This is a genomic window from Rothia sp. HMSC036D11, from assembly GCF_001814205.1.
Classification (GTDB): domain Bacteria; phylum Actinomycetota; class Actinomycetes; order Actinomycetales; family Micrococcaceae; genus Rothia; species Rothia dentocariosa.
Genome location: NZ_KV815315.1, coordinates 431 through 25,184, shown reverse-complemented (window position 1 = coordinate 25,184; position 24,754 = coordinate 431). Strand labels below are relative to the sequence as shown.

20 protein-coding genes and 2 tRNA genes are annotated in these 24,754 nt (G+C 52.8%); 6 read left to right on the top strand and 16 right to left on the bottom strand.

Annotation, left to right across the window (positions count from 1 at the left end; all coding sequences use genetic code 11):
- Positions 1 to 4 precede the first annotated feature (4 nt).
- Positions 5 to 898, top strand: a complete 894-nt coding sequence (cobA, locus tag HMPREF2958_RS08335) for a uroporphyrinogen-III C-methyltransferase (RefSeq protein ID WP_070697643.1) — start codon at positions 5 to 7, stop codon at positions 896 to 898.
- Between the two features lie 137 nt (positions 899 to 1,035).
- Here the strand turns inward: cobA and HMPREF2958_RS08330 are convergent, their stop codons facing one another.
- From HMPREF2958_RS08330 to HMPREF2958_RS08315, 4 genes are all read right to left on the bottom strand, one after another.
- Positions 1,036 to 1,797, bottom strand: coding sequence for a sirohydrochlorin chelatase (locus HMPREF2958_RS08330; RefSeq protein ID WP_070524090.1), 762 nt, complete (start codon positions 1,795 to 1,797; stop codon positions 1,036 to 1,038).
- Positions 1,798 to 1,974: 177 nt separating this feature from the next.
- Complete coding sequence (locus tag HMPREF2958_RS08325) at positions 1,975 to 3,756, bottom strand: LPXTG cell wall anchor domain-containing protein (RefSeq protein ID WP_070697642.1); 1,782 nt, start codon at positions 3,754 to 3,756, stop codon at positions 1,975 to 1,977.
- Between the two features lie 339 nt (positions 3,757 to 4,095).
- A complete protein-coding gene (locus tag HMPREF2958_RS08320; RefSeq protein ID WP_070697840.1) occupies positions 4,096 to 4,893 on the bottom strand; it encodes an SDR family oxidoreductase in 798 nt (265 codons plus the stop codon).
- A gap of 199 nt (positions 4,894 to 5,092) precedes the next feature.
- Positions 5,093 to 5,389, bottom strand: coding sequence for a hypothetical protein (locus HMPREF2958_RS08315; RefSeq protein ID WP_037230985.1), 297 nt, complete (start codon positions 5,387 to 5,389; stop codon positions 5,093 to 5,095).
- A gap of 539 nt (positions 5,390 to 5,928) precedes the next feature.
- Here HMPREF2958_RS08315 and valS point away from each other — a divergent pair.
- Together valS and HMPREF2958_RS08300 are read left to right on the top strand one after the other, a co-directional pair.
- Entirely contained in the window at positions 5,929 to 8,661 is a 2,733-nt protein-coding gene (gene valS, locus HMPREF2958_RS08305) for a valine--tRNA ligase (RefSeq protein ID WP_070697640.1), read from the top strand.
- Between the two features lie 152 nt (positions 8,662 to 8,813).
- Positions 8,814 to 10,397: an LssY C-terminal domain-containing protein gene (locus HMPREF2958_RS08300; protein WP_246828090.1), complete on the top strand. Its 1,584-nt coding sequence runs from the start codon at positions 8,814 to 8,816 to the stop codon at positions 10,395 to 10,397.
- A gap of 76 nt (positions 10,398 to 10,473) precedes the next feature.
- Here the strand turns inward: HMPREF2958_RS08300 and HMPREF2958_RS08295 are convergent, their stop codons facing one another.
- The 9 genes from HMPREF2958_RS08295 to HMPREF2958_RS08255 form a co-directional block, all read right to left on the bottom strand.
- Positions 10,474 to 11,121, bottom strand: a complete 648-nt coding sequence (locus HMPREF2958_RS08295; protein ID WP_048751457.1) for a mycothiol-dependent nitroreductase Rv2466c family protein — start codon at positions 11,119 to 11,121, stop codon at positions 10,474 to 10,476.
- Positions 11,122 to 11,185: 64 nt separating this feature from the next.
- On the bottom strand, positions 11,186 to 12,481 hold the full coding sequence (gene clpX / locus HMPREF2958_RS08290) for an ATP-dependent Clp protease ATP-binding subunit ClpX (RefSeq protein ID WP_070697839.1): 1,296 nt from the start codon (positions 12,479 to 12,481) through the stop codon (positions 11,186 to 11,188).
- 333 nt (positions 12,482 to 12,814) lie between these two features.
- Positions 12,815 to 13,489 carry an ATP-dependent Clp protease proteolytic subunit gene (locus HMPREF2958_RS08285; RefSeq protein WP_048751458.1) on the bottom strand — a complete coding sequence of 225 codons (675 nt, stop codon included), beginning with the start codon at positions 13,487 to 13,489 and terminating at the stop codon, positions 12,815 to 12,817.
- Positions 13,490 to 13,506: 17 nt separating this feature from the next.
- Positions 13,507 to 14,145: an ATP-dependent Clp protease proteolytic subunit gene (locus HMPREF2958_RS08280; protein ID WP_048751459.1), complete on the bottom strand. Its 639-nt coding sequence runs from the start codon at positions 14,143 to 14,145 to the stop codon at positions 13,507 to 13,509.
- A gap of 276 nt (positions 14,146 to 14,421) precedes the next feature.
- Positions 14,422 to 15,723 carry a trigger factor gene (tig, locus tag HMPREF2958_RS08275; RefSeq protein WP_048751461.1) on the bottom strand — a complete coding sequence of 434 codons (1,302 nt, stop codon included), beginning with the start codon at positions 15,721 to 15,723 and terminating at the stop codon, positions 14,422 to 14,424.
- A gap of 96 nt (positions 15,724 to 15,819) precedes the next feature.
- A tRNA-Pro gene (locus tag HMPREF2958_RS08270) sits at positions 15,820 to 15,894 on the bottom strand.
- A 471-nt stretch (positions 15,895 to 16,365) separates the two neighbouring features.
- Positions 16,366 to 16,436: transfer RNA gene (locus HMPREF2958_RS08265), tRNA-Gly, on the bottom strand.
- A gap of 81 nt (positions 16,437 to 16,517) precedes the next feature.
- Positions 16,518 to 17,402: an Fpg/Nei family DNA glycosylase gene (locus HMPREF2958_RS08260; RefSeq protein WP_070697639.1), complete on the bottom strand. Its 885-nt coding sequence runs from the start codon at positions 17,400 to 17,402 to the stop codon at positions 16,518 to 16,520.
- A 246-nt stretch (positions 17,403 to 17,648) separates the two neighbouring features.
- A complete protein-coding gene (locus HMPREF2958_RS08255; RefSeq protein ID WP_048751528.1) occupies positions 17,649 to 18,137 on the bottom strand; it encodes a ribose-5-phosphate isomerase in 489 nt (162 codons plus the stop codon).
- A 448-nt stretch (positions 18,138 to 18,585) separates the two neighbouring features.
- On the opposite strand from HMPREF2958_RS08255, the gene pepN reads away from it, so the two are divergent.
- Positions 18,586 to 21,135, top strand: coding sequence for an aminopeptidase N (gene pepN / locus HMPREF2958_RS08245; protein WP_048755270.1), 2,550 nt, complete (start codon positions 18,586 to 18,588; stop codon positions 21,133 to 21,135).
- A gap of 164 nt (positions 21,136 to 21,299) precedes the next feature.
- On the opposite strand, the gene HMPREF2958_RS08240 is transcribed toward pepN, so the two are convergent.
- From HMPREF2958_RS08240 to HMPREF2958_RS08230, 3 genes are read right to left on the bottom strand one after another with little or no spacing between them, the layout of a single operon-like run.
- Positions 21,300 to 21,785 (bottom strand): GNAT family N-acetyltransferase, encoded by a 486-nt coding sequence (locus HMPREF2958_RS08240; RefSeq protein ID WP_070697637.1) that lies wholly within the window; start codon positions 21,783 to 21,785, stop codon positions 21,300 to 21,302.
- Positions 21,786 to 21,832: 47 nt separating this feature from the next.
- Positions 21,833 to 22,300, bottom strand: a complete 468-nt coding sequence (locus HMPREF2958_RS08235) for a globin domain-containing protein (RefSeq protein WP_070697636.1) — start codon at positions 22,298 to 22,300, stop codon at positions 21,833 to 21,835.
- Complete coding sequence (locus HMPREF2958_RS08230; protein ID WP_246828089.1) at positions 22,297 to 23,133, bottom strand: DUF8185 domain-containing protein; 837 nt, start codon at positions 23,131 to 23,133, stop codon at positions 22,297 to 22,299. Before HMPREF2958_RS08230 ends, HMPREF2958_RS08235 begins: the two co-directional genes overlap by 4 nt.
- 73 nt (positions 23,134 to 23,206) lie before the next feature.
- Between HMPREF2958_RS08230 and HMPREF2958_RS08225 the strand changes: the two genes are divergently transcribed.
- A complete protein-coding gene (locus HMPREF2958_RS08225) occupies positions 23,207 to 24,103 on the top strand; it encodes an acyl-CoA thioesterase (RefSeq protein ID WP_070697634.1) in 897 nt (298 codons plus the stop codon).
- A gap of 192 nt (positions 24,104 to 24,295) precedes the next feature.
- On the top strand, positions 24,296 to 24,589 hold the full coding sequence (locus tag HMPREF2958_RS08220; RefSeq protein WP_070697633.1) for an antibiotic biosynthesis monooxygenase family protein: 294 nt from the start codon (positions 24,296 to 24,298) through the stop codon (positions 24,587 to 24,589).
- The last annotated feature ends 165 nt before the right edge of the window (positions 24,590 to 24,754 follow it).

Below are 24,754 nucleotides of genomic sequence, written 5' to 3'. Positions count from 1 at the left end.
GCCCATGTCACCTAAAATTCCGCCGTTTCCACCGCGCGAATTTGCGACGATAGATGAGGTTCTAGCCAATATTCCGGCGGGTGTTGCTCAAGACGCGCCCTTAGTTCCAAGCTCCCGGGCAGATGTACCCGGTAAGGTGTACATCGCCGGGGGCGGTCCCGGTGCTCTCGATTTGCTGACTCTACGTGCCGTTCGAGCGCTCGGTGAAGCCGATGTCGTGCTGTTGGATCATTTAGCTCCACAAGAGCTTGCCGAATACGCTCCAAACGCCCTGATCATTGACGTGGGCAAAGTACCCGGTAAGCATGCGGTGCCGCAGTCACGCATCCAGCAACTCATGATTGACTATGCACTCGCAGGCAAAACCGTGGTGCGGCTCAAAGGCGGCGATCCATATGTATACGGTCGCGGTGCTGAGGAGCTAGATGCTTGTTTTGCAGCCGGACTGGATGCTGAGGTTATTCCGGGCATTACTAGCGCTATTGCGGTGCCCGCCCAAGCTTCTATCCCCGTGACTCTGCGTAAAGTATCGTCGATCTTTACTGTCGTTTCGGGCCATTCTGGGCTTGATGAAACCGATATACAAGCTGTTGTTTCAACGTTGCGCGCTCATGGTACCGTGGTGCTTCTGATGGGCGTGCGTACTCTGCCGGATACTATCGAGCAGATAATGTTGCGCGGTGTTGAAAGCGATATGCCGTTGGCCACTATTGAGAAGGGGTTCACGGACCAAGAGCGCGTTATCGTCACGACCTTGCAGCAGGCTCTTCAAGACTGCCGAGACGTTAAATCACCTGCTATTACAGTCATTGGTGAGGTCGTCTATTATGCACGCGACGACCGGCATCAGTTCATCAGTCATGTACATGAACGGCTGCGTGAGCAATCCACGTCTTGAGTTCTCTGCCGCTCAGAAACTTGCTCCATAGCGGATTGATTATCCGCTAATTCTGGCGCATACAACGTGGCTTCCGTCTTCGTTTTCCTAGTTGTCGAAGGCGGAAGCCATTTTATATGCTTTACCGTATTTGAGTATTATTCGGTAGCGGCGACCAACGCCTCGTCAAGACGAGATAGAGCGCACTGAGCAATAATACGTGCGGAGGCAATATCGTGAGAGGATACCAACGGTGCAGCCACTATAGTTGAAGCGCTAACCGCCTCGATATCACGTCTCATCTTTTTGGCAAAAAATCCATCTGCAAGCAGGTACGGGGACGCGAACCTTGGTTGCTCTTGACGAGCTATATCAATTATTGTCGGCTCAATTGCTGCGATAAAAGCGTTTCTGGTAGGTGTGTGAAGAACTTCTGCGAGCAAATCGGCGGCACGCTGCATATCTGCTCGCCCATCTTGGCGGGATGAGCCCGCAGCCCCTTGAACAATCGGTGGTGCGGCAGAACCGGTAGCTATTTTTTCATGCCATCCAACTTCCTCAAGCCGAGTTCGCTGAAGATGGGCAAGCCGCGCATCCGGCCCCAGAGAGGCAGCAATATGAATATCTTTAACTCCGCTGGTACGTGCAGCACGCCTTAGATCAACCTGGGTGTGAAATCCTGTGGACAGTAGAACCGGCACAATAGCACAAGGCTCGCCATCCGGTAAGGCTTGAGCGGCTTCATCTACACTCGGTGTCTGCACGTCTACATAAGCTTCGTGAACTTTATATTCTCGCCCATCAGATGTGCTTCGTTCATGAAGTAGCTTTTGAAGCTCAGCGCGCACGAGGGCAATCGCTTGGCGCCCTTCTGAAGAGTCGGTACCGTGGGAGGTCGCAAGAATATTGAGAACAGACATAGCTCAAGTGTACGCGTCTGAAAAACCCGACTCACCTATAAAGGTAATTACCACCTTATAGAAGGGCATAAAGAATGGGTACCCGTACGATGCGGGTACCCATCCTTGTACCTATTCACAACACACGGAATTCGTGTGCTTCCCTATGTGATAACCTGCGGACTACCGCAGAGGTTCTTATACGTTGTCTTTCTTACGACGACGAGCCGCAACGAGAGCGGTACCTGCCACCAGCGTTGAGCCGCCAAGCGTCGTGAAGAGTACAACGCCGTCAGCGCCGGTACGAGCCAGGTTACGCTTATTGGCTGAGGTAGTAGCTGCAGAGCTCGAGTTACTGTGCGCATTACCAGTATTGGCGTCCGGTTCAGCTTGTACTGCATCGCCTTCTGCAGATCCGTTCAGAGCAGCTGCACCGCCTTGTCCGCCGTTGTTGTGTCCAGCCTTCTTAGCGCCGGGGCGGGTTGCGGCGACGTTGGCATTGTTATCCTCACCACCGGGTGCCGGGTGCGAGTCATCAGAAACCATCGCTACTGTGTATGCCTGTACATGTTCTTCACCCTTGGGATTGCTAATCGCGACGATACCGTATGAGTACCCTGGACGCAGCTTTGCAGCTTCGACTTCCAGCTGTGCAGTGAACGAACCATCAACAATTTCTGAGGGTTTCACAAAGACGCTCTTGATGGCTTCGCCTTGTGCTTTACCTTCGCTATCCAATTCGAAGATAGTAACTTCAACGCCTTCTGAGACGTGTTCGCCGGTAAAACCAGTACCCCGGACTACAACGACGTTAGTTGCTGCATCGCCAGAGAAGTGTGCGCTATCGACACGCAGCGAAGCCTTATTCGCTACATCCATTGTGGTTTCTTCTGCAGGCGATGCAGAGGCAGGAGCTGAAGGAGTTGCGGAGGGGTTAGCAGATGCGGTCTCTGAAGCTTCAGCAGATGCACTGGAGGGGGTTGCACTAGATGATTCAGACGCGCTGGGAGCCTCGCTCTTCGCTGTATCAGTGGATGCGCTCGGTGTGGGAACCGCAGACTCTTGGGGTTTGGGAGTTACTGTCTCTGTAGGCTTAGGCGCCTGGGTATTCTCGGTTTGCGCCGGTGCGGCAGTCGAGGCGTCCTTCTTACTAGATTCCTGAGGAGCCGGGGCCTCACTCGTTACAGTATGAGCAACGCGGCGCTGCTTGAGCTCAACGATGGTACCTGCTACAAGGTGATCTTTACCGCCGGGGTTACTGACAGCAACAATTGCATAGCTCTTATTGCCTTTCAGTCTGCTTGAGCTGACGTTCACAGTGGCGGTAGCAGTACCATCAATGAGTTCTTGGGCAGAGACACGACCAGTTGCAAGAGGGGCGCCTACAGGGCGGCCTTGAGCATTTACTTCCTGAATGCGAACCTCTATAGAGCTACCAACGCGCGGACCGTAGAAACCGCTGACACGCACGGTGAAAGGGCTAAATTCGTTATCGGTGTAGATAGTGGCGGATTCAACAGAAACCTTAGGAGCGTTCTGGCGCCCCTCTGAGGTTTCATCACCCTCATTCTCAACCCCGATTACCTTTGCGCCGGGAGTAGCCTTTGAGGTTTTCTCGGTCTGTTCTGGGACGGCAGGGGTTTCAGACGGCTTAGTTTCAGGGGTTGAGGCTGAAGCAGTCTCAGAGGCGGTCGGAGATTCGGATTTTACCGGTTTTCCCTGTTCAGGCACCTGTGTAGAGGCCGCAGAAGCGGTTTCCTGAGTACCTGCCGGTTGAGCAGATGCGTTGGATTTTGCCCAAGGGATAGTCTGAAGCGGCAATGAGGAATTCTCATGTGTTGATTCAGTAGCGGAGGTATCTGAACCGGTCGAGTTGCCTGCTTCAGATGCAAAAGTAGCAGGAACATAGCTTAACGTTCCTGCTGTAATAACGGTCGCGGCGGCGAGTGCGTAGACACGGGTTGACTTCTTTGGAGCCATGTTTCCCTCTTTGAAGTTATGTGAGTTGAGCTACTGCATATTTCTGTGATGTGAGTGCCAGATTCAGTTACTCATTGACCCATCTCAATTTATCGGTGACGCCCTAACACTAGCATTCGTGAGGGGCTTGCAATGAGAAACTGTACCACCACCCCAAAAGTGTTACCAAATATTTATTTTTACCATTACTTAATCCACGTTAAAATCAGACCAATAGCGCATATATTACAAATATTGGAAGTAAACCTCAGGTTTCTCTTGAAGGAGTAATAAGAACGCCAGATACCGCGTGCGACACCTTAGTTTTGCACGCGGTATCTGTAACACCTCTTTAAATATCTACGAAGACCGGATGACCTTGAACTGGCTTGCCTGAGCAAGCGGGCGCAAAGTCACATGATCAAGATTGATATGGTGAGGGATATTCAATGCGAAAACTACTGTCTGAGCAACGTCCTCTGCCACCAAAGGGTTCTGTACCCCGGCATATACCTTTTCGGCAGCTTCCACAGACCCCAAGCGGTTCAATGAAAATTCTTCTGTATGCACCATACCCGGGCGAATCTCAATGACGCGCACATTGTAGTCAGCCTCCTCAAGGCGCAGAGCCTCGGTAAGTCCCCGAGCACCGAATTTCGCGGCGTTATACCCTGCACCTCCTTCATAACCGCCTTCGGCTGCTGTGGAGGTCAGGTTCAGAATACTCCCCTGACCGTGAGCCCTCAGTGCGGGAGCAAAGGCACGCACCGTATGTAGAATTCCGAGCACATTCAGGCGGTACATCGCAAGGTAGTCTTCCGGATCTCCATCAGTAACACGATCAAGACCGATCGCTCCCCCAGCGATATTAACCAGCGCATCAAGCTGTGAGTGCTCAGTTATGATCTGCTTTGCAGCTGCGTTTACTGCCGATTCATCAGTAACGTCACAGGTTATAGGATGCGCTCCGGTCTCTGCTTCAAGCGTGCGAAGACGTTCGGTACGGCGAGCAAGCGCATAAACCGTCCATCCGGTAGCCGTTAGCTGTTCAACTGTTGCACGACCGATGCCGCTGGAGGCACCTGTTACAACGGCAACTTTGCCTTCACAAGCGTTGGGGGCAAACGGGTTGGCAGGAATACGAGTATTGTCTAGCATCATGAACTTACCTTTCCGCGTCGGTGGTGAAAGTCTTGTTCATCTATGATGCCATACACAAAATTATCGTATAGGAAGATAGGCAATACGCGCTGACAGAGTCACACGCGCATCGCACATCTGCGGGATAGTAGATAGCATCATCGATTCTTCCCGCTCTCATGAACCCTTGCCTTTAAAGGTGCACAACGCAGTACTTTTAGCGTTTCCGCTGGGGAAAACCCCATTTAGAACGTTTACCGTCGCGAAAACCCAGACGATGCTCAAAATGGCGAGAGCTGCTGCCCGTCTTCGTAGTATCGGGAGGAACGGTTCCTGCTTTTGCTGACATGAGGTATAAAATCCCCGCTCCCGGCAAGAAAAGCACAAGCGGAAGTATCATATGCAGACGCTCTTCGTTGTATCCGGTTCGCGTTGTTAAATGCCAAACGCAAACCGCAACGATCGCGAGATGAAGAGCAAGTACCGTCATAACAGGAGCTGATATCTCAAACATGGAAGTCCCTTAAAAAGTTTTCCTGTGTGATATTCACCAGTCTACTCTTATGCGGTATCTTGTGATAGGGAATCGAGAGGTAACACACGATGAATAGATAAATACCTCACATAAGGCACGGAAACTACAGATATACCTATGGATCTTTTAGCATTTCGCTCTCGCAGCGCACAATGCGATGCTCTCTATACCCGCCGCGAGCAGCTTCGTACTCGGGCCGAGCAAATCCGTGCAAGAACGCGTCGCCCCTGGAGCTCCGATCTACATTTCCTCTTCGGGCAAACCTACCGGGACCCAAAGTTCTATCATTATTTTTCGCATCTTCCACGCCGAGAACAGCGCCGTTTTCTCTCCTCGCAACGCGAGCTTATTGCACGAGTTGAGCGTGCATTAGCAGAGTACGAAACACAGGCATATGGTGCGTGATAACCGATATTTCTACGCTACACAGGAATCTATACACTTACTCAACGTAAAAGCGCCAACCTACGCTATGCGATACACCGCCACAGCCCATAAAGTATGAGAAAATAGCCCCTATGGCTGAAAATACTCAGGGCTCGGACTCGCCCGCACAGATTAACGTTCCTGATCGTCCCGCGCTCGAAGGCCTCGAAGACAAACTCTCCGAGCGCTGGGCACAGCAGAAAACCTACGCCTTCGACGAGAACACGACGCGCGAACAGGTCTATTCGATTGATACCCCACCGCCGACCGCATCCGGCTCGCTCCATGTGGGGCATATGTTCTCCTACACTCAAACCGACGTCATCGCCCGCTACCAGCGTATGAGCGGCAAGAACGTCTTTTATCCTTTGGGTTGGGATGATAACGGTCTACCCACCGAACGTCGCGTACAAAACTACTACGGTGTACTGTGCGACCCCTCCGTTCCCGATAACCCAGATTTTCGCCAGCTGATTCCGCTCAAGGCCGATGGCTCACCCAAACCCGACCGCAGCCAAGCAAAGTGGCCACGTATTTCACGCAATAACTTCATTGAGCTATGTGAAGAACTCGCTGTTGAAGACGAGAAAGTTTTCGAGCATCTTTTCACAGCCCTGGGGCTTTCCGTCGACTGGTCCCATACCTACCGCACCATAGATGCGCATTCACGCAAAGTCTCACAGCTTGCATTCCTCAAAGACCTTGAGGCGGGTAATGCTTATATGGCGGAGGCACCGACTATGTGGGACGTTACCTTCCGAACCGCCGTAGCGCAGGCCGAGCTTGAAGATAAGGAACGCGACGGAGCATACCACCGTATCAGCTTCCACCGCGAAGATGGCGAAAAAGTCTGGATTGAGACTACCCGCCCCGAGCTGTTGCCGTCCTGTGTAGCGTTGGTGGCGCATCCCGATGATGAACGGTATCAGCCGCTCTTCGGAACGAAAGTGACTTCTCCTCTATTCGGCGTTGAGGTCGAGGTGATGGCGCATCCGCTGGCTCAGCCTGATAAGGGAGCCGGCATCGCTATGATCTGTACCTTTGGTGATACCACCGACGTTACCTGGTGGCGTGAATTGCAGCTTCCAACCCGAGCCCTCATCGGGCGTGACGGCCGTTTCTCCCGCGAGACTCCCGAATGGATTACCTCTGCCGAAGGCCGCGAACGCTACGAGCGCATGGCGGGCACCACCGTCTTTACCGGTCAGAAGACCGTAGTCGAAATGCTTGTTGAAACTGGCGAGATGGAGGGTGAGCCGAAAAAGATTAAACACCCCGTCAAGTTCTATGAGAAGGGCGATAAGCCCCTTGAGATCGTGGCTTCACGCCAGTGGTATATTCGCAACGGTGGTCGCGACGCCGAGCGCCGCGAAAAGCTTATTGAGCGCGGACGCGAAATTAACTGGGTTCCCTCCTTTATGCGCAGCCGCTACGAAAACTGGGTGGAAGGTCTTAACGGCGACTGGCTGATCTCCCGTCAGCGTTTCTTCGGCGTTCCGTTCCCGCTCTGGTACCCGCTTGATGCCGAGGGTGAGCCGGATTATGAGAACCCGATTCTGCCGGCTGAGGATATGCTTCCTGTGGATCCGGCCTCGCAAGCTGCCCCCGGATATTCGGAAGACCAGCGTGGTGTACCTGGCGGATTTATTGCCGATCCAGATGTTCTCGATACCTGGGCTACTTCTTCACTCACCCCGCAAATTGCAACCGGCTGGGCTACAGATCCTGAACTGCACGCGAAGACCTTCCCGATGGACCTTCGCCCGCAGGGACACGATATTATTCGTACCTGGCTCTTCTCCACCACCGTACGCGCCGAGACCCTTGCATCCTCTGTACCTTGGTATAACACCGCACTGTCGGGATGGATTCTTGACCCCGACCGCAAGAAAATGTCGAAGTCTAAGGGCAATGTTGTTGTCCCGCACGATGTACTCGATAAGTACGGTTCGGATGCGGTACGCTACTGGGCGGCCTCGGCCCGCTTGGGCGCTGATACCGCCTATGACGAAGGTCAGATGAAGATCGGCCGCCGCCTGGCAATTAAACTTCTCAACGCCTCAAAGTTCGTGCTGAATTTGGGTGCTACCGAGAAATCGGTGATTACCTCGCAGTCTCAGGGGCAGGTGCTTACCAACGCGCTGGATCGCTCCTTGCTTGTGCGTTTGGCATACCTCATTGAGGAAGCAACTGCAGCTTTCGAGAAATACGAATACGCTCGTGCCCTCCAGATTGCAGAGAGTTTCTTCTGGTCTTTCACCGACGATTTCGTGGAACTCATTAAAGACCGCGCCTACGGCGCTCGTGGCGAGACCGAGCAGGCTTCTGTGCTGGCGGCTCTCGCCACCACTCTGGATGCGCTTCTTCGGCTCTTCGCACCTTTCCTGCCGTTTGTGACCGAAGAGATTTGGTCGTGGTGGCGTGCGGGCAGCGTGCACCGCGCATCCTGGCCACAGGCTCTGCCGGTTCTTGAAGGTACATTATTGGCGGAGTATGCAGCAAACAACCCAACTGCCGGTATTTCGGCACAGTGGGTACTTGCTGATGTGAATCCCGCCCAGATTGAGAACCTCAAGCAGGTTCTTCCCGATGTCGCAGAAGCACTTGGCGGTCTGCGTAAGGCGAAGAGCGATGCAAAGGTTAAGCAGCGTACCGAGGTCGAGTCTGCTACGATTGCCGCCTCTCAGGAGCAGCTGGAGCGTATCCAGTCTGGTCTTGAGGATTTGCGGGCGGCAGGCAACGCTCGCGAGGTTTCTCTGGTACCTTCGGAAGGCGAACTTGAAGTTCGTGATGTAGTGCTTGTTGTAGAAGAAGCTGCCGAATAGTCTCTCTAGAACAGCCACGTTCTCACGTTGTTTCTGGATATGCCGCATGGCATAGACTCCGTGCTGGAGCGAAGAATTAGGTTCTTCGCTCCAGCATTTTTTATATGGTGGGGAACGGTTCAGCGAAACGACGCCCTATTGCGCACCGCCCTATGGTAGCCTGTAGAATTCACATAAGCGCCGAACGCGCAAACGCACAGATTATGCAGGCAGAAGGAATCCCCATGTCACATAAACCTTCTGACATTATTAATGAGGGTGTAGCAGAAGAACATGTTAAGGCAAGCAAACCTGTAACGGTCGCGCCTCTAACATCTCCTCCGGTGTATCGGGGCGACTTTGAGTCGCGCGGCGAGCATAAGGATATTATTCCGAGGACCTTCTGGGTTGGTATTTGGGATACGGCTTTTTTCACGCTGGCAGGTATAGCCTCTGTGGTGCTTACCGTTCTGATCCTGCTTAATACCGTGGGACATTCGTGGTGGGGCATTCCGATTGCGCTTTCATTCTGGGCAGTCACCGCTTATTTGACGCTCCCCCGATTTCACGCGATCATGACGCGCATCTATGTTCCCGACTATTTTATTGGGCGCACCCGCACCCCGGATGGATTATTAGGCGACCCCGTCAATATCGGTATTATCGGCTCAGAAGAGCAAATTCACCAGGTGATGCAGGATGCTGGCTGGACTCGCGCAGATGAAGTCACCTTGGTTTCCAGTTGGAAGATTATTGTTTCGACAATTACCCGAAAATCCTATAGTGAAGCACCGGTATCTCCTCTCAAGATTTTTGGGCGAGTACAGTCTTTTGCGTATCAGCAGGAGGTTGACGGGAACCCGGAGAAACGCCACCATGTGCGGTTTTGGCGAACTCCAGATGGCTGGCTGCTTCCCGGTGGCCATCGCGTCGATTGGCTGGCGGCAGGAACCTACGATTCAGGGGTCGGCTTTAGCTTTTTCACCCTACAGGTGACGCATCGGATCGATGCCGATACGGATTTTGAGCGTGATTATATTGTCGAGTCTATTCAGTATGCGCATCCGATCACACGGGTAGATATTCTCGAAGATTTTTCGACCGGCTACCACTCCCGAAACGGTGGTGGAGATACAATTCGTACGGACGGCGCGCTACCTATTATCACGCTAAGCAATGAGGGCGTGAAAGACCCGCGCCAGGTTAAAGACCTAAACTTGGCGAGCGCTCATGACCTAGCTTATGAGATGCCTGCGGGTCTGCTGATAGCCTCTGTGATGATGATTATTTCAACTCTCTTAGAGCTTGCCAACGCTGTTCTGACTGTGGTTAATCATCAGGAATTACGCAGCACGGTACTCAGAAGCGATGCGAGTGAAGAAATTACGGCCTTGCTTGCTGGGGAACAGGGGCAAACATTTTTGACGGTGCTTAGCGGTGTGCTTCTTGCGGTAACTCTTGTCTTCTCTCTCGTACACCTATTTCTGCTCTGGAGTACGCTCCGGGGTTCGTCGAAGGCTCGTCGTCTGGTTCTCTTACTCCTTGCGGTGAGTTTTACAGTAACCGCTGGCGGTATTATCTGGGGGCACCAGCATATGCCATTGAGCGCGCTTTTCTTCCAGCTTGGAGTCAGTGTTTTTGCCATGCTAGGTTTCACCTCGGATGCGGCGGTCAGCTATACGGCTGCACGCACATTCCATATGCGCGATATTCGCTTGCGGCATCGGGGTTCTCGGCGAAAGCAAACGAGTAACTAATTAAATACGCATAGCTGAGCCGTTACGCTCCTCCAGAGAAAGCGTAACGGCTCAGCTATAGTACATGGTAAATCTACTACCCATCTTCACCGTGGAAGATAGGTCCCACGGTACGACTGCGCTTGAGTTCAAAGAACCCAGGATACGATGCCATTGCTACGGCGCCGTCAAAGACCTTACCGGCTTCTTCACCATGCGGTGAGGGCGAGAGCACGGGACCGAAGAAAGCTACATCGTTAATCGCAAGAAGGGGCACGCCAACATCATCGCCGACCTTATCAAGCGCCTCTGCTGTCGAGGCGCGTAACTGCGCATCGTATTCGTCGGTGGTAGCGTACTGAATCAGGTCCGCAGGCAAATTCGCTTCTTTGAGAGCTTCCTCAATAGCAGGCAAAAATTTGTCTCCTTCAGAGATGTTTTTCTGATGGTGGATCTGCTCTCCCAGAGCATCGTAGAGAGCCTTCAAAACGTCGTCACCGTGGAGTTCGCGGGCAGCAGCCACTACACGGGCGGGGCCCCAGGTGTTGTCGATCATAGCGCGGTATCCAGGATCAAGCTCGCGTCCTTCATTCAGAACAGCGAGTGAGAATGGGCGCCAATGTACCTGAATATCACGCACCTTCTGCACCTCGCCAATCCAGCGCGAGGTAATCCAACACCACGGGCAGGTAGGGTCGAACCAAAAATCAACGGTTGTTGTCACGAGGGTATTTCCTTTCATCATTGTATAAGTTCAAACCTCATCCAGACCTCCAATATTCCGCCGGGTTCTCACCTGCACGAATAACCTACGCAGCCTTCTTCTTGGCACGAGTACGAGCACTCTTAGAGGACTTTTCATCAGCTTCAAGAGCGTATACGGGCTCAGCACCGGTGCGCACGGTATCTTCTGTGATTACCACGGAGGTAACGTCCTGACGGTCAGGAACCTCAAACATAATTGGCTGCAGAATACCCTCCATCATGGAGCGTAGCCCGCGTGCCCCAGTCTTACGGGTTTCTGCGAGCTCGGCGACCGCGTGCAAAGCATCATCTTCAAAGATAAGCTCAACGCCATCAAGCGCAAAGAGATGCTTATACTGCTTCAGCAAAGCATTTTTAGGCTTCGTAAGAATCTGTTCAAGCTCTTCGGTGGTGAGCTCTTTCAACGTAGAGATCACAGGCAAACGACCGATTAGCTCAGGGATGATACCGTAATGGGTCAGATCTTCGGGCATGATCTGCGAAAGCGTCTGATCAGTATCCGGTGCGGCGGTCAGCTCGGCCCCAAAGCCTATACTGGTTCGATCGGTGCGGGCTAAGATCCTGTCTTCCAGCCCATCGAAAGCACCAGCGACAATAAAGAGAATATTTGAGGTTTCAATCTCAAGATTGGTATGTGCCGGATGTTTACGCCCGCCCTCTGGAGGAACCGTTGCCAGAGTACCTTCAATAATCTTCAAAAGCGCTTGCTGCACGCCTTCCCCCGAGACATCGCGGGTAATAGATAGGTTTTCTCCGCCTTTGCGGGCAATCTTATCGATTTCGTCAATATAGATAATGCCGTTCTGCGCCTTTTCGACATCACCGTCGGCGGCGTTAATAAGCCGAAGCAGAATATTCTCGACATCGTCGCCAACGTACCCAGCTTCGGTGAGCGTAGTAGCATCGACAATGGCGAAAGGAACATCAAGCTTCTTTGCAAGAGACTGCGCAAGATAAGTTTTTCCGCTGCCGGTGGGACCAATCATCAGAATATTAGATTTTCCCAGGTCTACGGATTCACCCGCAGTTGCCGAAAGGGTTCGGGAGTGAAGTACCGGATTGTTTAAGTCATGGATGCGCTTGTAGTGGTTATAGACCGCCACCGCCAAGGTGCGTTTTGCAGAATCTTGACCGATCACATAATCATGCAGATAGCTGTAAATCTCACGAGGAGTAGCGAGTTTCTTGATCTTTTTGGTCTGCGGCTTCTTTGTTTTTTGCCGTTCCTCATGCAAAATCTCGTTGCATAGTGCAATACATTCATCGCAAATGGAGACATGCGGACCGATCACAATCTTGAAAACCTGGGTACGCGTCTTAGAACAGAATGAGCAACGCATACCCGGAGCAACAGTTTTCTTGTTTTCTTCCGTACCACCGGTGTTGTCGGTGTTAGCCACGCGCCCTCTCCTTTCTACGAGTGTTTGCAAGCTATCACAAGGTGCTTGTTACCAGGCTACCCTAGTTTTTCGCTGAGGTGTGAAGACAGGCTGTCACTGTGATGCGGCGTGTCGTATTCGATGTAATTTGACAATTATGACGCTGTGTAACTTGAGGTTTTATGTACTTTTTGGGGTATAACGTATAGGTGCCGCATCCTCAATTTTGAGGATGCGGCACCTAATAGTAATCGTATATACGTTTAGACAACAGAAAGGACTACACTCATATTTCTAATCGTGCGACGTAGCAGTATTGGTAGCAGGCTTGTTAAGTTTACGCGAATCCAGTACCTTATCCACTAAACCGTATTCTTGAGCGGCAGCAGCAGTTAGAATATTATCGCGCTCGATCGAACGGTCAACTTCCTCATAGGTCTTGCCGGAGTGCAGGGCCAGGGTTTGTGCAGTCCACTCACGCATACGCATAACTTCGTTCGCGTGAATCTCAAGGTCAGATGCCTGTCCGCCTTGCTGTCCGCTTAGGGCGGGCTGGTGAATAAGCACGCGAGCATTCGGAAGAGCCAAACGCTTACCCGGGGTTCCAGCAGCCAAAAGCACTGCCGCAGCCGATGCAGCCTGACCCAAGCATACGGTCTGAATCTCGGGGCGAATAAACTGCATGGTGTCATAGATGGCAGTCATTGCCGTAAAAGAACCACCGGGAGAGTTGATGTACAGGGTAATATCGCGATCGGGATCTTGAGCCTCAAGCACGAGAAGCTGAGCCATAATATCATCTGCCGAAGCGTCATCAACCTGGGTACCCAAGAAAATAATGCGATCCTCAAATAGCTTGGCGTACGGATCTTGACGCTTATAACCGTAGGGGGTACGTTCCTCAAAGCTGGGGAGCACGTAACGGCTCGAGGGCATCTGCGGTGCAGAATCTTGAGGTAGGTAGTTCATATGTGTATTTCCCCTCTTTACTTACCCTCGGCGGTCAGATTACCGCCAGTGGATAGTGCGATGTGATCGAAGAAGCCGTATTCCAAGCCCTCTTCAGCGGTAAACCAGTTATCACGGTCATTGTCTTTCAGAATGGTCTCAAGGCTTTTACCGGTACGTTCAGCCGTGATCTCTGCCAGACGTTTTTTCATATCTAAGATGAGTTCTGCTTGAGTACGGATGTCGGATGCGGTACCACCAATACCACCAAGCGGCTGGTGCATCAGGATTCGGGCGTTGGGGGTCGCATAACGTTTGCCCATGGCACCTGCTGTCAGAAGGAACTGTCCCATAGATGCAGCCATACCGGTTACTACAGTCACCACGTCATTCGGAATGAGCTGCATTGTGTCGTAAATAGCCATGCCAGCGGTCACCGAGCCACCGGGAGAGTTAATGTACAGGTAAATATCTGCCTCGGGATCTTCAGCCGATAGCAACAACATCTGTGAACAAATTAAGTTTGCGTTTGAGTCCCTTACTTCAGACCCCAGCCAAATAATACGCTCCTTGAGCAGACGATTATAGACGTAATCTTCCTGCCCTGTGACGGGGTTCGTAGCCATAGTCGGGGTGTTATTCCCAGACCCAATAGGCAGAGGCATGTAGCTAGACATCTTCCCTCTTCTTCTCGATGGGTTTCACGCGCTCCCTACCATGCGGGCCCGTGAAAATATTCATTGCTACTACAATACCGGGTCACGGCTGTATTCGGGCGGAGTTTCGCCGTAGTTCGCCAAAGGGCGAACGTCACTCAACCCTCAGCGCATTATATCTATTTCCTCTGTTGGGGCATGTACCAAAACTTAACACAACAATGCGGGCGTGCACCGCAGGATTCTTTCCTGCACATGCACGCCCGCATCCGTTATAGGTATCTGCGGAGAGAAGGACTACTTCTCGTCTTCTTCACCTTCAGAGAGGAACTTGGAAAGGTCTACAGCCTTACCCTTAGTGTCTTTGACGACAGCCTTCTTAAGAACTTCGCCTAGAGCCTTGGAGCGGCGTACCTCGCCCACAAGCATTCCAGCCTGGCCGGAACCGTCAAGCATCTGTGCGAACTGGTTCGGATCCATGCCGTACTGCGAGCTCATGGTGATGATGTAGTTGATCATCTCATTCTGGTTTACTTCAACTTCTTCAGCATCAGCAATAGCATCAAGCACCATCTCATTCTTAAAGGCGGTCTCGGTGTTCTCACGAACTTCCTGACGGTGCTCTTCGGTATCGTGGTCTTCACCGGCTTCGGGGTTGTTGAAGTGCTGCTCCAGCTGTTCTTCAATGACCTTTTCAGGTACGGGAACCTCAATCATCTCAATGAGCTTAGCCAGCACCTTATCGCGTGCCTGTGCGCCCTGCTCAGAGACCTTGGCCTCGGCAACCTGGTTCTTCATGTCTGCTTTAAGCTCATCAACAGTATCGAACTCAGAAGCAAGCTGCGCGAACTCATCGTCAACCTCAGGAAGCTCACGCTCCTTAACAGCGGAGAGCTTCACCTTAATGGTTGCGTCCTCCCCCGCGTGATCGCCGCCGGAAAGCGTGGTCTCGAAAGTTGCATCTTCGCCCGCAGACAGACCGATCAGGGCCTCATCAATACCGTCCACCATGGTGCCGGAACCGATCTGGTAAGACAGGTCGTTTGCTGCGTCAATTTCCTGACCATTGATTTCAGCGGTGATGTCAATGGTGACAAAATCATTCTTAGCTGCGGGACGCTCAACGTTCTTCAAGGTACCAAAACGCTCACGCAGAGCTTCAAGAGCCTGCTCTTCGTCTTCTGCAGTAACCTTGATTTCGTCAACCTCAACCTCGATACCCTCATAGTTGGGAAGCTCGATTTCAGGACGAACGGTCACGGTGATGTTCAGCTTCACGTCTGCTTCACGATCGTTCACCGTGGGCTGGCTCTGCACATCAAGTTCGGGCTGTGCCAGCGGGGAGAGCTCATTCTCGCCCAATGCCTGTGAGTAGAAGTCGTTCAAGGCGTCGTTCAGAGATGCTTCGACAATGTAGTCGTAACCTGTGCGCTGCTCAATGAGCTGCTTAGGCAGCTTGCCCTTACGGAACCCAGGAACGTTAATCTGCTGAGCCAGGTTCTTATAGGTGCGGTCCAGGTAGGACTTGAACTCTGCGAAGGGAACCTCGACCTCGATCTTCGCGAGGGTCGGATTGAGCTTCTCGACGGCGGTCTTCACGTCTGTGTTCTCCTCATATAGTCGGATGCGGCACAAGCCTGTGAACCGCAGTTAGTTACTGGAAAAGGGCGCCGCATACGCGACGCCCGCCTCACGTCGGGGCGACAGGATTCGAACCTGCGATCTCCTGCTCCCAAAGCAGGCGCGTTAGCCAAGCTACGCCACGCCCCGTGAAACGCGAATGCTTTTAGGCATTCGGTTTTTAAGTTTACCGTGTACAAGGATAAATGCCTAACATTCGAATGTCTAATTTAGAACACGAAAACCTTAAGTCTTTCTGAGGAATTATCTGAGTATAGTCATCTATTCAAGCGTATCGACTTATTCGGGCGCTTCTGCACGTCCCAGCCCTGCCAGGTTGACGCATAGATATAGACTTCTTACATTCAGGATTTGTCTCATTTTGCCGTACCAGGCATATATACAACCAGCTCTTTAAACGGTTCCCGTTTCAAACCCGAGACAACAAAAGCCCCCAATACGAAGCATCAAGGCTTTGTTATCGAAGGGATGACGAGCTGAAGGGTACGGATTCCGAGCAAACGAGGCACGAAATCCGTGTCCGTAAACGATTCCCACTTCAGACCCTCGGCATAAGGAAAACGCCCCAGTGCAAAGCACCAAGGCGTTTTATGTATACCGAGGGGATGACGGGAATCGAACCCGCGTCATCAGTTTGGAAGACTGAGGCTTTACCATTAAGCTACATCCCCGCAAGAACTAGATAAGATTACCTGCCTGTACTGGAGACTGTCAAGTTCGGTGCGCATCGTTTGCGGGGACCGTAGCTAACGCTATTTCTGGCATCCAGGGCACCAATAGAGTTTACGGCCCGCGATTTCCTCCATACGAATGGTGGTGCCGCATCGGGGGCAGGGTTCTCCGTGGTGCTGGTAAACGTAGTTAGCATGCTCAGGCCAGGCTTCGGTTTCATGGATTCCCGGGCGGTCCTTTTGTTCGGTGGTAATGATGCGGCCGACACGCACTCCGATGGTGAGCAGATGTTTGTTATCTTCCCAGAGTCTACTCAGCTCATCATCGGTGAGAGTCTTACCGGGGCGAAGAGGATCTATTTCTTGGCGGTAAAGCGATTCGGCACGAAAAATATTGCCCACGCCCGAGATAGCGGCCTGATCCATGAGGATCACGCCGATAGGCCTTGAGCTTTTGCGGGCTGCGGCATAGAAACGTTCGGGATCTGCATCGGTGTTGAGCGGATCCGGTCCAAGTTTGGCGCGTACCTGGGCAACTTCGTCTGGGTTTAAGGTTCGGCAGATAGTGGGACCAACGAGGTCAGCCCAACCGTGTTCTGAAACGATGCGGCACCGGGTAGTGCCTTTCGGCGCGGGCGGTCCGGTATATTCTTCGGCCTCCCCCGCCGTATATTCTTTTTCGCCGATCTTCCGGGGTGCGCCTATGCTGGATGCACCCGTAAAGGTATCGTCCCCTCCAAAGCTCCAGTTGCCATAAATGCCAAGGTGCACGTTGAGTGTCAGCTCATTGTTGAAGGGCACGAAGAGATGCTTACCGTGCGCATATGCGTTGAGAATGCTGGCTCCGTCAAGAAGGGCTGCGCCATCCGTATAACGCCCCTGTGGACTTGAGACTCGCACGCTCTCCCCCATGAAAACATCGTTGAATTGGCGGGCGATACGATGTATTGAGTGTCCTTCGGGCATGGGATTCTCCTGCGAACGCGTGTCTGTGGTTGTATTTTGGTGCATGCGTCTGGGGCCTAAACTTTAGAAGCCGCACCTTTAATACGGTACACCGCATATCATTCGGACGGCGCCTTGGGGGTGTTTCATACACCTATAAACTAAACGGCGAATGCAGCGACATTTATTATTCCCCGATGTTTCGGGGTACGCTGCCGCCGCATCCGTATAAAAAATAAAAAATCTGTGGCTTACTGATCTACGGTGCTATGAGTCGATATGCTTACCTTCAATACGACCGGTTCGCTCGTATTCGGCAACCTGACCGATGCGGCGGGCGTGGCGCTCTTCATTCGTCCACGGGGTGGAAAGGAAAACCTTAATAATCTCTAGTGCTTCTTCATTGCTGTGCTGACGACCACCAACCGCAATGACCTGGGCATTATTATGTTGGCGGGCAAGAGCGGCGGTATCGTGATTCCAGGCCAGTGCGGCGCGAATTCCTTCTACTTTATTAGCGGCAATCTGCTCGCCATTACCAGAACCGCCTAGGACGATGCCCAGCGAGTCAAACCCCTGCTCACGGTCTCGTTTAACGGCAAGAGCAGCGTTAATGCAGAAACTTGGGTAGTCGTCCAGCGGGTCGTACTCTTGGGGCCCGTGATCAATCATGTCGTATCCTGCGGCGGTGAGCTGTTCAATCAGGTATTGACTCGTCTCAAGACCTGCATGGTCGGTGGCGATATGTACGCGCAAGGGGTTCTCCTGATGGTGTTCCGTGGCGCTCACAGCGTGGATATTTATATCTTTGCAGTGAGTGGTGGACTGGCCCCCCGAAATGTGCACGGCGATAGTCGTCTCTATTCTGGGTGCCCTCAGCTGTTGTGTCTCTATAACTGTAGCGAATTTAAACTTATTCCTGTAACCGGTATCGGGGCAATGGCAGGTACTATTTCGGCACATATTTTCTGCCCACACCTGCCCTTACCATCGGCACGTATTTTGCGCATGTGATGAGTAATAATGTGCTCTCTGACGGGATGCGTTAGACTGTGGTACTAGGCACTTTTTGCCGGGGCACATACACATATCTGAATTTGTCTGATGCCTATATTCTTGAGCTTGGTTTTGCACTGTTTCTCCTGGTAGGTCCGCTGCAAAACGCTACAGGAAGATTTATAAACACATATCGAGAAAGGGAATCATGCCCGGTCTAAATTTAACCCGCGATGAGGCGATTGAGCGTGCGGGAGTTATTAAGCGGGTTCACACCTACCGTGTTGATCTCGACCTTCGCACAGACAAAGATGTTTTCTCGTCGATTGTTGAGATTCGGTTCGATGCTGAGCCTGGCGCATCCACGTTTATTGACGCTATTACCTCTCAGGTAAATTCGATTGAGCTAAACGGCGAGCGGCTTGATCCTGCTCTTGCCGATGGGGAGCGCATTGCTCTGCCGAATCTTGCAGCGCAGAATGTTCTGAAGATCGATGCAGAGATGTTCTATACAAATACCGGTGAAGGTTTGCACCGTTTTGTGGACCCGGCAGACGGTGAAATTTATCTGTACTCACAGTTCGAGGTTCCGGATTCTCGCCGTGTTTTCCCTGTATTTGAGCAGCCAGATTTGAAGGCCGAGTTTGAGTTCAGCGTGCGTGTTCCTTCGCACTGGGTTGTGGTTTCTAACCAGCCCGAGGTGAAGATTGAGCCCAAGGACTGCGGTTGCGGTCGGGCACAAACATGGTATTTCAAGCCTACTCCGCGCATGTCTTCGTACATTACAGCCATCGTGGCGGGCCCGTATGAGAAGGTTACGAGCGAACTGACGAACTCTGAGGGGCGTGTTATTCCGCTGGGTGTTTACGCGCGTAAGTCGCTGATGCCCTATGTGGATGCGGACGATATTTTTGAGCTGACTCGCCAGGGCTTCGAGTTTTATGAGGAGCAGTTCAAGACGCCGTATCCTTTCGAGAAGTACGATCAGCTCTTCGTCCCCGAGTTCAATGCGGGTGCTATGGAAAACGCAGGGTGCGTAACCTATCTTGAAACCTATGTGTTCCGTTCCAAGGTTGCAGAGGCGCTGCGTGAGCGCCGCGCCATTACGATACTTCACGAGCTTGCGCATATGTGGTTTGGTGATTTGGTCACCATGAAGTGGTGGAATGACCTGTGGCTGAACGAGTCATTTGCCGAGTTTATGTCTACACTGGCTGCGGCTGAGAATACCCGCTACGCACAGGAAGCATGGGCTACGTTCTCTGCTTCGGAGAAGACCTGGGCGTATAGGCAGGATCAGCTCTCCTCAACCCACCCAATTGTGGCTGAGATTCGTGACCTTCATGATGTTCAGGTGAACTTTGACGGCATTACCTACGCGAAGGGCGCATCGGTGCTGCGGCAGATGGTTGCGTGGGTTGGTCAGGAAAACTTCATGGCGGCCTTGAAGAAGTATTTTGACAAGCACGCTTGGGGTAACACGGTTCTTGACGACTTGCTGGTCGAGCTGGAAGAAACTTCCGGCCGTGATGTACGCGCATGGAGTGCCAAGTGGCTTGAAACCGCCGGGGTAAACACACTTACGGTCGAGGTCGCCGATGATGCCGAGGGCAATATTACTTCTCTGGGTATCCGCCAATCCTATGCTGCCGGTTATGAAACGTTGCGCCCGCATCGTGCAGTTATCGGTTTCTACGATCTGACAGACGGAAAGCTGACTCGCACCGACCGCATTGAGCTGGATATTGACGGCGAACTGACCGAGGTTGCCGAGGCTGTAGGCAAGAAACGCCCCGACCTGATTCTGCTCAATGATGAAGATTTGGCGTTTGCCAAAGTTCGCCTGGATGAGCGTTCTATTGATACTGCGGTGAAGTATCTGGGCGACATCGACTCGTCGGTAGCTCGCGGCGTGGTCTGGGGTTCCCTCTGGGATACCGTGCGTGACGCCCAGATGCCAGCGCGGCAGTATGTGGAATTTGTGCTCAATAATATCGGCAAAGAGACTAATTCGACTGCACTGCGAACCCAGCTGGGTAACCTCTCCATCGCTCTGCGTTCCTTTGTTAATCCTGAGTTTAGGGATGAAACTCGTGAACGTGCCGCCGATCGCCTGTGGTCGTTGGCTTGCGCCGCTCAGCCGGATTCAGACTCGCAGCTGCAGCTGGTTCAGGCATTTGTGAATCAGACCCGAACCGAGGCGCAGTATGAGATTGTGCAGCGGCTTTTTGAAGGCGATATTGTGCTGGACGGTTTGGAGATTGACACCGATTTGCGATGGACCCTAATCTGCCGCCTGGCGACGGGTGGTCGTGTGAACGCCGCACAGATCGATGCTGAGGCGGCAAACGATAACACGGCAACCGGTCAACAGTATGCGGCTCAGGCATATGCGTCTCAGCCAAGTGAACAGGTGAAAGCCGAATACTGGAACAAGATTATGGTGACCGGCGAGCTGTCTAATATGATTCAGCGCTACGCCATTTTCGGTTTCAAATCGGGCGAACCCGAGCTCATTGCACCGTATATTGAACCGTATTTTGAGCTGATTGAAGGTATTTGGCGTTCGCGGTCACACGAGATTTCGATGCAGATTATTGGCGGCATGTACCCTTCGGAACCGACCGCCGAACTACTGGAACGCACCGAAACCTATTTAGCGTCTTTGCCTGAGGATGCGGCGGCGCTGCGACGACAGATTGCGGAGGCGCGCGACGGCGTGGCTCGTGCCTTAAAGGTTCAGGCGGCTGACGTTTAGGGTAATAATCCCCTAGCCTGCCCCCCCCAACCTATATAAAAAGGTTCTTGATGTGAAACAAACCGCGAAAATTACGCTTATTTCACATCAAGAACCTTTTTTAGCGCCCATGGGTTACATTGAGCCAGGTGGGTCTTGAGAATTATTGTTTTTGAGCAATAGTTCTATTCGCTAAGATCCTTGAAGTACCGAGCAACGGGCCAGCGAACAAATCCTTCGGACTCATAGAGCGCTCGGGCCGGTGCGTGTCCCGAATCGCCGCCGGTTTCGACCATCACCATGCGCATCCCGGCGTCTTTAATCTGCGCAAAGGCATGCTCCATAAGCTGCTGCCCCACGCCGCGCCGCTGGTACTCGGGATCAACAGCAATCACATAAATCTCACCCATCTGATCCTCAGGGTGAATACGTGTGCAGACCCAACCAACCGGGCACTCACCCTCAAGGGCAACAGACACATTCTGAGGCTCCTGATCGAGCACTTCCTCTAAATCGCTAAGCTGCCGCTGCTGCCATCCCTGAGGGTAGAACGCATCATAAACGAACTCGGGGACGTCGTTGTGCATCCGCGGAAAAACGGGTCCCCAGGCGCGAAGTGAAATATCCAGAAGAGCTTCCCGATACTCAGGGTTATAAGAAACAATACGCATTGTTACAACCTATAAAAGCAACGTCTGAAATGCAATGCTGTCTTGAACTATGCCCGGTTCTGCATGGCGCGTGCCGCACGCTCGAAATAGTCCCACATAGTCGCATCAATCATCATCGGAAGATCAAGAGTATCCATTGCCTGCCGCATATACTTCAGCCAAGTATCGCGTTCCTTTGCGCAGATCGGGTACGGGTTATGCCGGATGCGCAAACGCGGGTGGCCGCGCTGTTCCTGATAGGTGCTAGGCCCACCAAAGTACTGAATCAGGAACATTTTCAGCCGCCGCGCCGATGCATCAAAATGGTCAGTATCGTTCGCTTCAATCTCGGCGGTCTGTTCCTCTGTGAGGTGCTCAGGCGGAAACGGGTCAAAATCCGGGTACATGGTAGAAAACTCGGGGTCGGCCTTCACGAGCGCATAGAACCTGCGGGTGAGCTTATCGAAGGTTTCCTCGCCACCCACCTGCTCGTAAATGCTAACCTGCTCACCCGGCTGATTCGCAGAATAACTCATGCGAGCGCTCCCGAGCCCGAACGCACCAGCACATGCCCGTCGGGGGCAGCGATGCGCACCCAGCCGTCGGAACCAGTACGGGCGGCATATATAGCGAGCTCACCGGTGAAGGTTTCGGGAAGGAATCCGAAGACTTGCAGGGCGAAAGCTGCGCCTGTAGGTATAGGGGCTCGGTCAAACTCCGGCAGGTGCTCAAGCACCATGGGTGATGACCAGATACGGGTTCGCACGGTGGTAAGCACTGCAGCACCAGGGTTTTCGGGGAGTGCTTTTTCGACGGCGGTAAGTCCTTCACGGCTGGCGCGGCGGAATTCGTCGGCGTCAATGGTTCCTAGTTTTTCCCATCCGTGCAGGGGTGCGGCTTTCCCAGCCCATTCGGTGTGTACGGTGACGGGCGGCAGATACAGCACCATCTCGGATTCTTCAATGCGTGCCAGGCGTTCGAGCAGGGCGGCTGAATCTACCACAATATCAAGGGTTGAAAGCTTTGCGAGGTTGAGGGCTCGCATCCCCAGGATGGTGGGGGTGTTATCCAGCATGGTTTCGGGGGCGAGGGAGCATGCGAAAACGGCAAGCACACTCCCACGGGCGGTAAGGCGTATTGCCGCATGGGTATCAAGGGAACGTGCGCGTGAAATATAGGTGCTGAGGTCGGCAGCGGCGGCTATACCTTGCTGGTTGTTGGGGAAGATAAAGTAGGGTTCGTCGATGCCTTCGTGCGGATTGTATTTGAGGTCTACACGTCGGATGTTGGTTGTGGCTGAGCGTGGAGGTTCTTGCGGTTCCGGTTCTGGCAGAGATGCTGCGTCAGGTGTGTGCAGGTCATCAGTCATGTTTTGCCTCTCGCTCGCATATTTTCTTCGATAAATCATCCTCAACTTTACCCCTTCGTGTCAGAATTAAAGAATGACGAAGCCCACCCCCACCCAGAACTTGATGACCATGCTGAACCTGACCCCCACTGAGTCGGTGGGCGGTGACGACGCTTTTACCGCTGTGACGCTAACCCGTGAGACCCCGCGCACTTATGGCGGGCAGGTGCTCGCTCAGGCCATTATGGCGGCTGATAATACTGTTACCGATAAGGTGCTGCATTCGATTCATGCATATTTTTTGCATCCCGGCGATATTACGAAAGAGCTTATTTTTACCTCGCAACGGCTCAATAATGGGCGTTCTTTTGCGACTCGCCGGGTTCAGGCGCTTCAGGACGATATTCCCATTTTCTCTGCGATTGCATCATTCCAGAAGCCCGGTCGCGGCCCCGAGCATACGGCTGTTGAGATGCCGCAGGTTCCCGATCCTGAGGGGCTGCCGAGCGTGAGCGACTACATTGGCGAGGTGGCGCATCCGGTAGCGCAGGCAGTTGCTTGGGAGCGTCCAATCGATATTCGGTATGTGAGCCCGCACCTGTATACGGCCCCGGATTCAAGCTCGCAGGAACCGGTTGCTACGGTGTGGTTTAAGACTTTCGATCCGCTGGTTGATGCTTCGGGCGCCCCGGTTTCGGATGCGATGCATCGGGCGGCGATTGCGTATGCTTCGGATTATCTTCCCCTAGAACCAGCGCTGCGCAGGCACGGCAAGTTTTGGCTTGAGCAGGGCATGAAGTCTGCCTCTTTGGACCATGCGATGTGGTTTCATCATGAGGCACGTGCGGATGAGTGGCTGCTGTATGTGATGGACTCCCCCACGGCGCAGGGCGGTCGGATGCTCGCTCGGGGATCGATTTTTACGCGCGAAGGTAAGTTGGTGGCGACTGTCGCGCAGGAGATGATGTTCCGTTTGCCGGAGTATCGGTAATTGAGGTGTTTCGACCGTAGTCAATATAGGGCGCAGATCACTGTTTGGCAGCACTCGCGGTACTCTGAACCAGGCAAAATAACGTCATAAATAGTGCGTGTCTATTGTCGAGACGCGGTGTACCCTATGCTAAAACTAAAGCCTTCATCAGGCATCCCTAACTATAAGCCATAAAACCAACGGAGGAATAGCATGGCAGTTGTCAAGATTAATAAGCTCAGTGTGCAGGAAGGCATGGGCGAGGAGTTAGAGCGCCGGTTCAAGAACAATAATGAAAAGCTCAATGAAGTTCCCGGGTTCCTGAGCTTTGAACTGCTGCGCCCCACCAGTGGCGGTACCGAATATTTTGCGCTGACTCACTGGCAGGATGAAGAGTCGTTCCGCAACTGGATTGCGAACCGGCACGTGGTGCGCGATAAGCCGGTGGTGAGCGCATCCGAAGGAATCCTCGGGTTTGATGTAGTCGATTTCGACGCTATCGACTAGCACCTGCTTTTCTAGCAAAGATGCCCCGTCTCATGGGTGATGAGACGGGGCCTCTTCTCTCTTTAGCGAAAGTCACCTGTTCTCACAGGTGAGACCGGATATAGCGTCGATAGCATCAGCCGTCGTACCGCCCCCTCAATGAAAGTCACCTGTTCTCACAGGTGA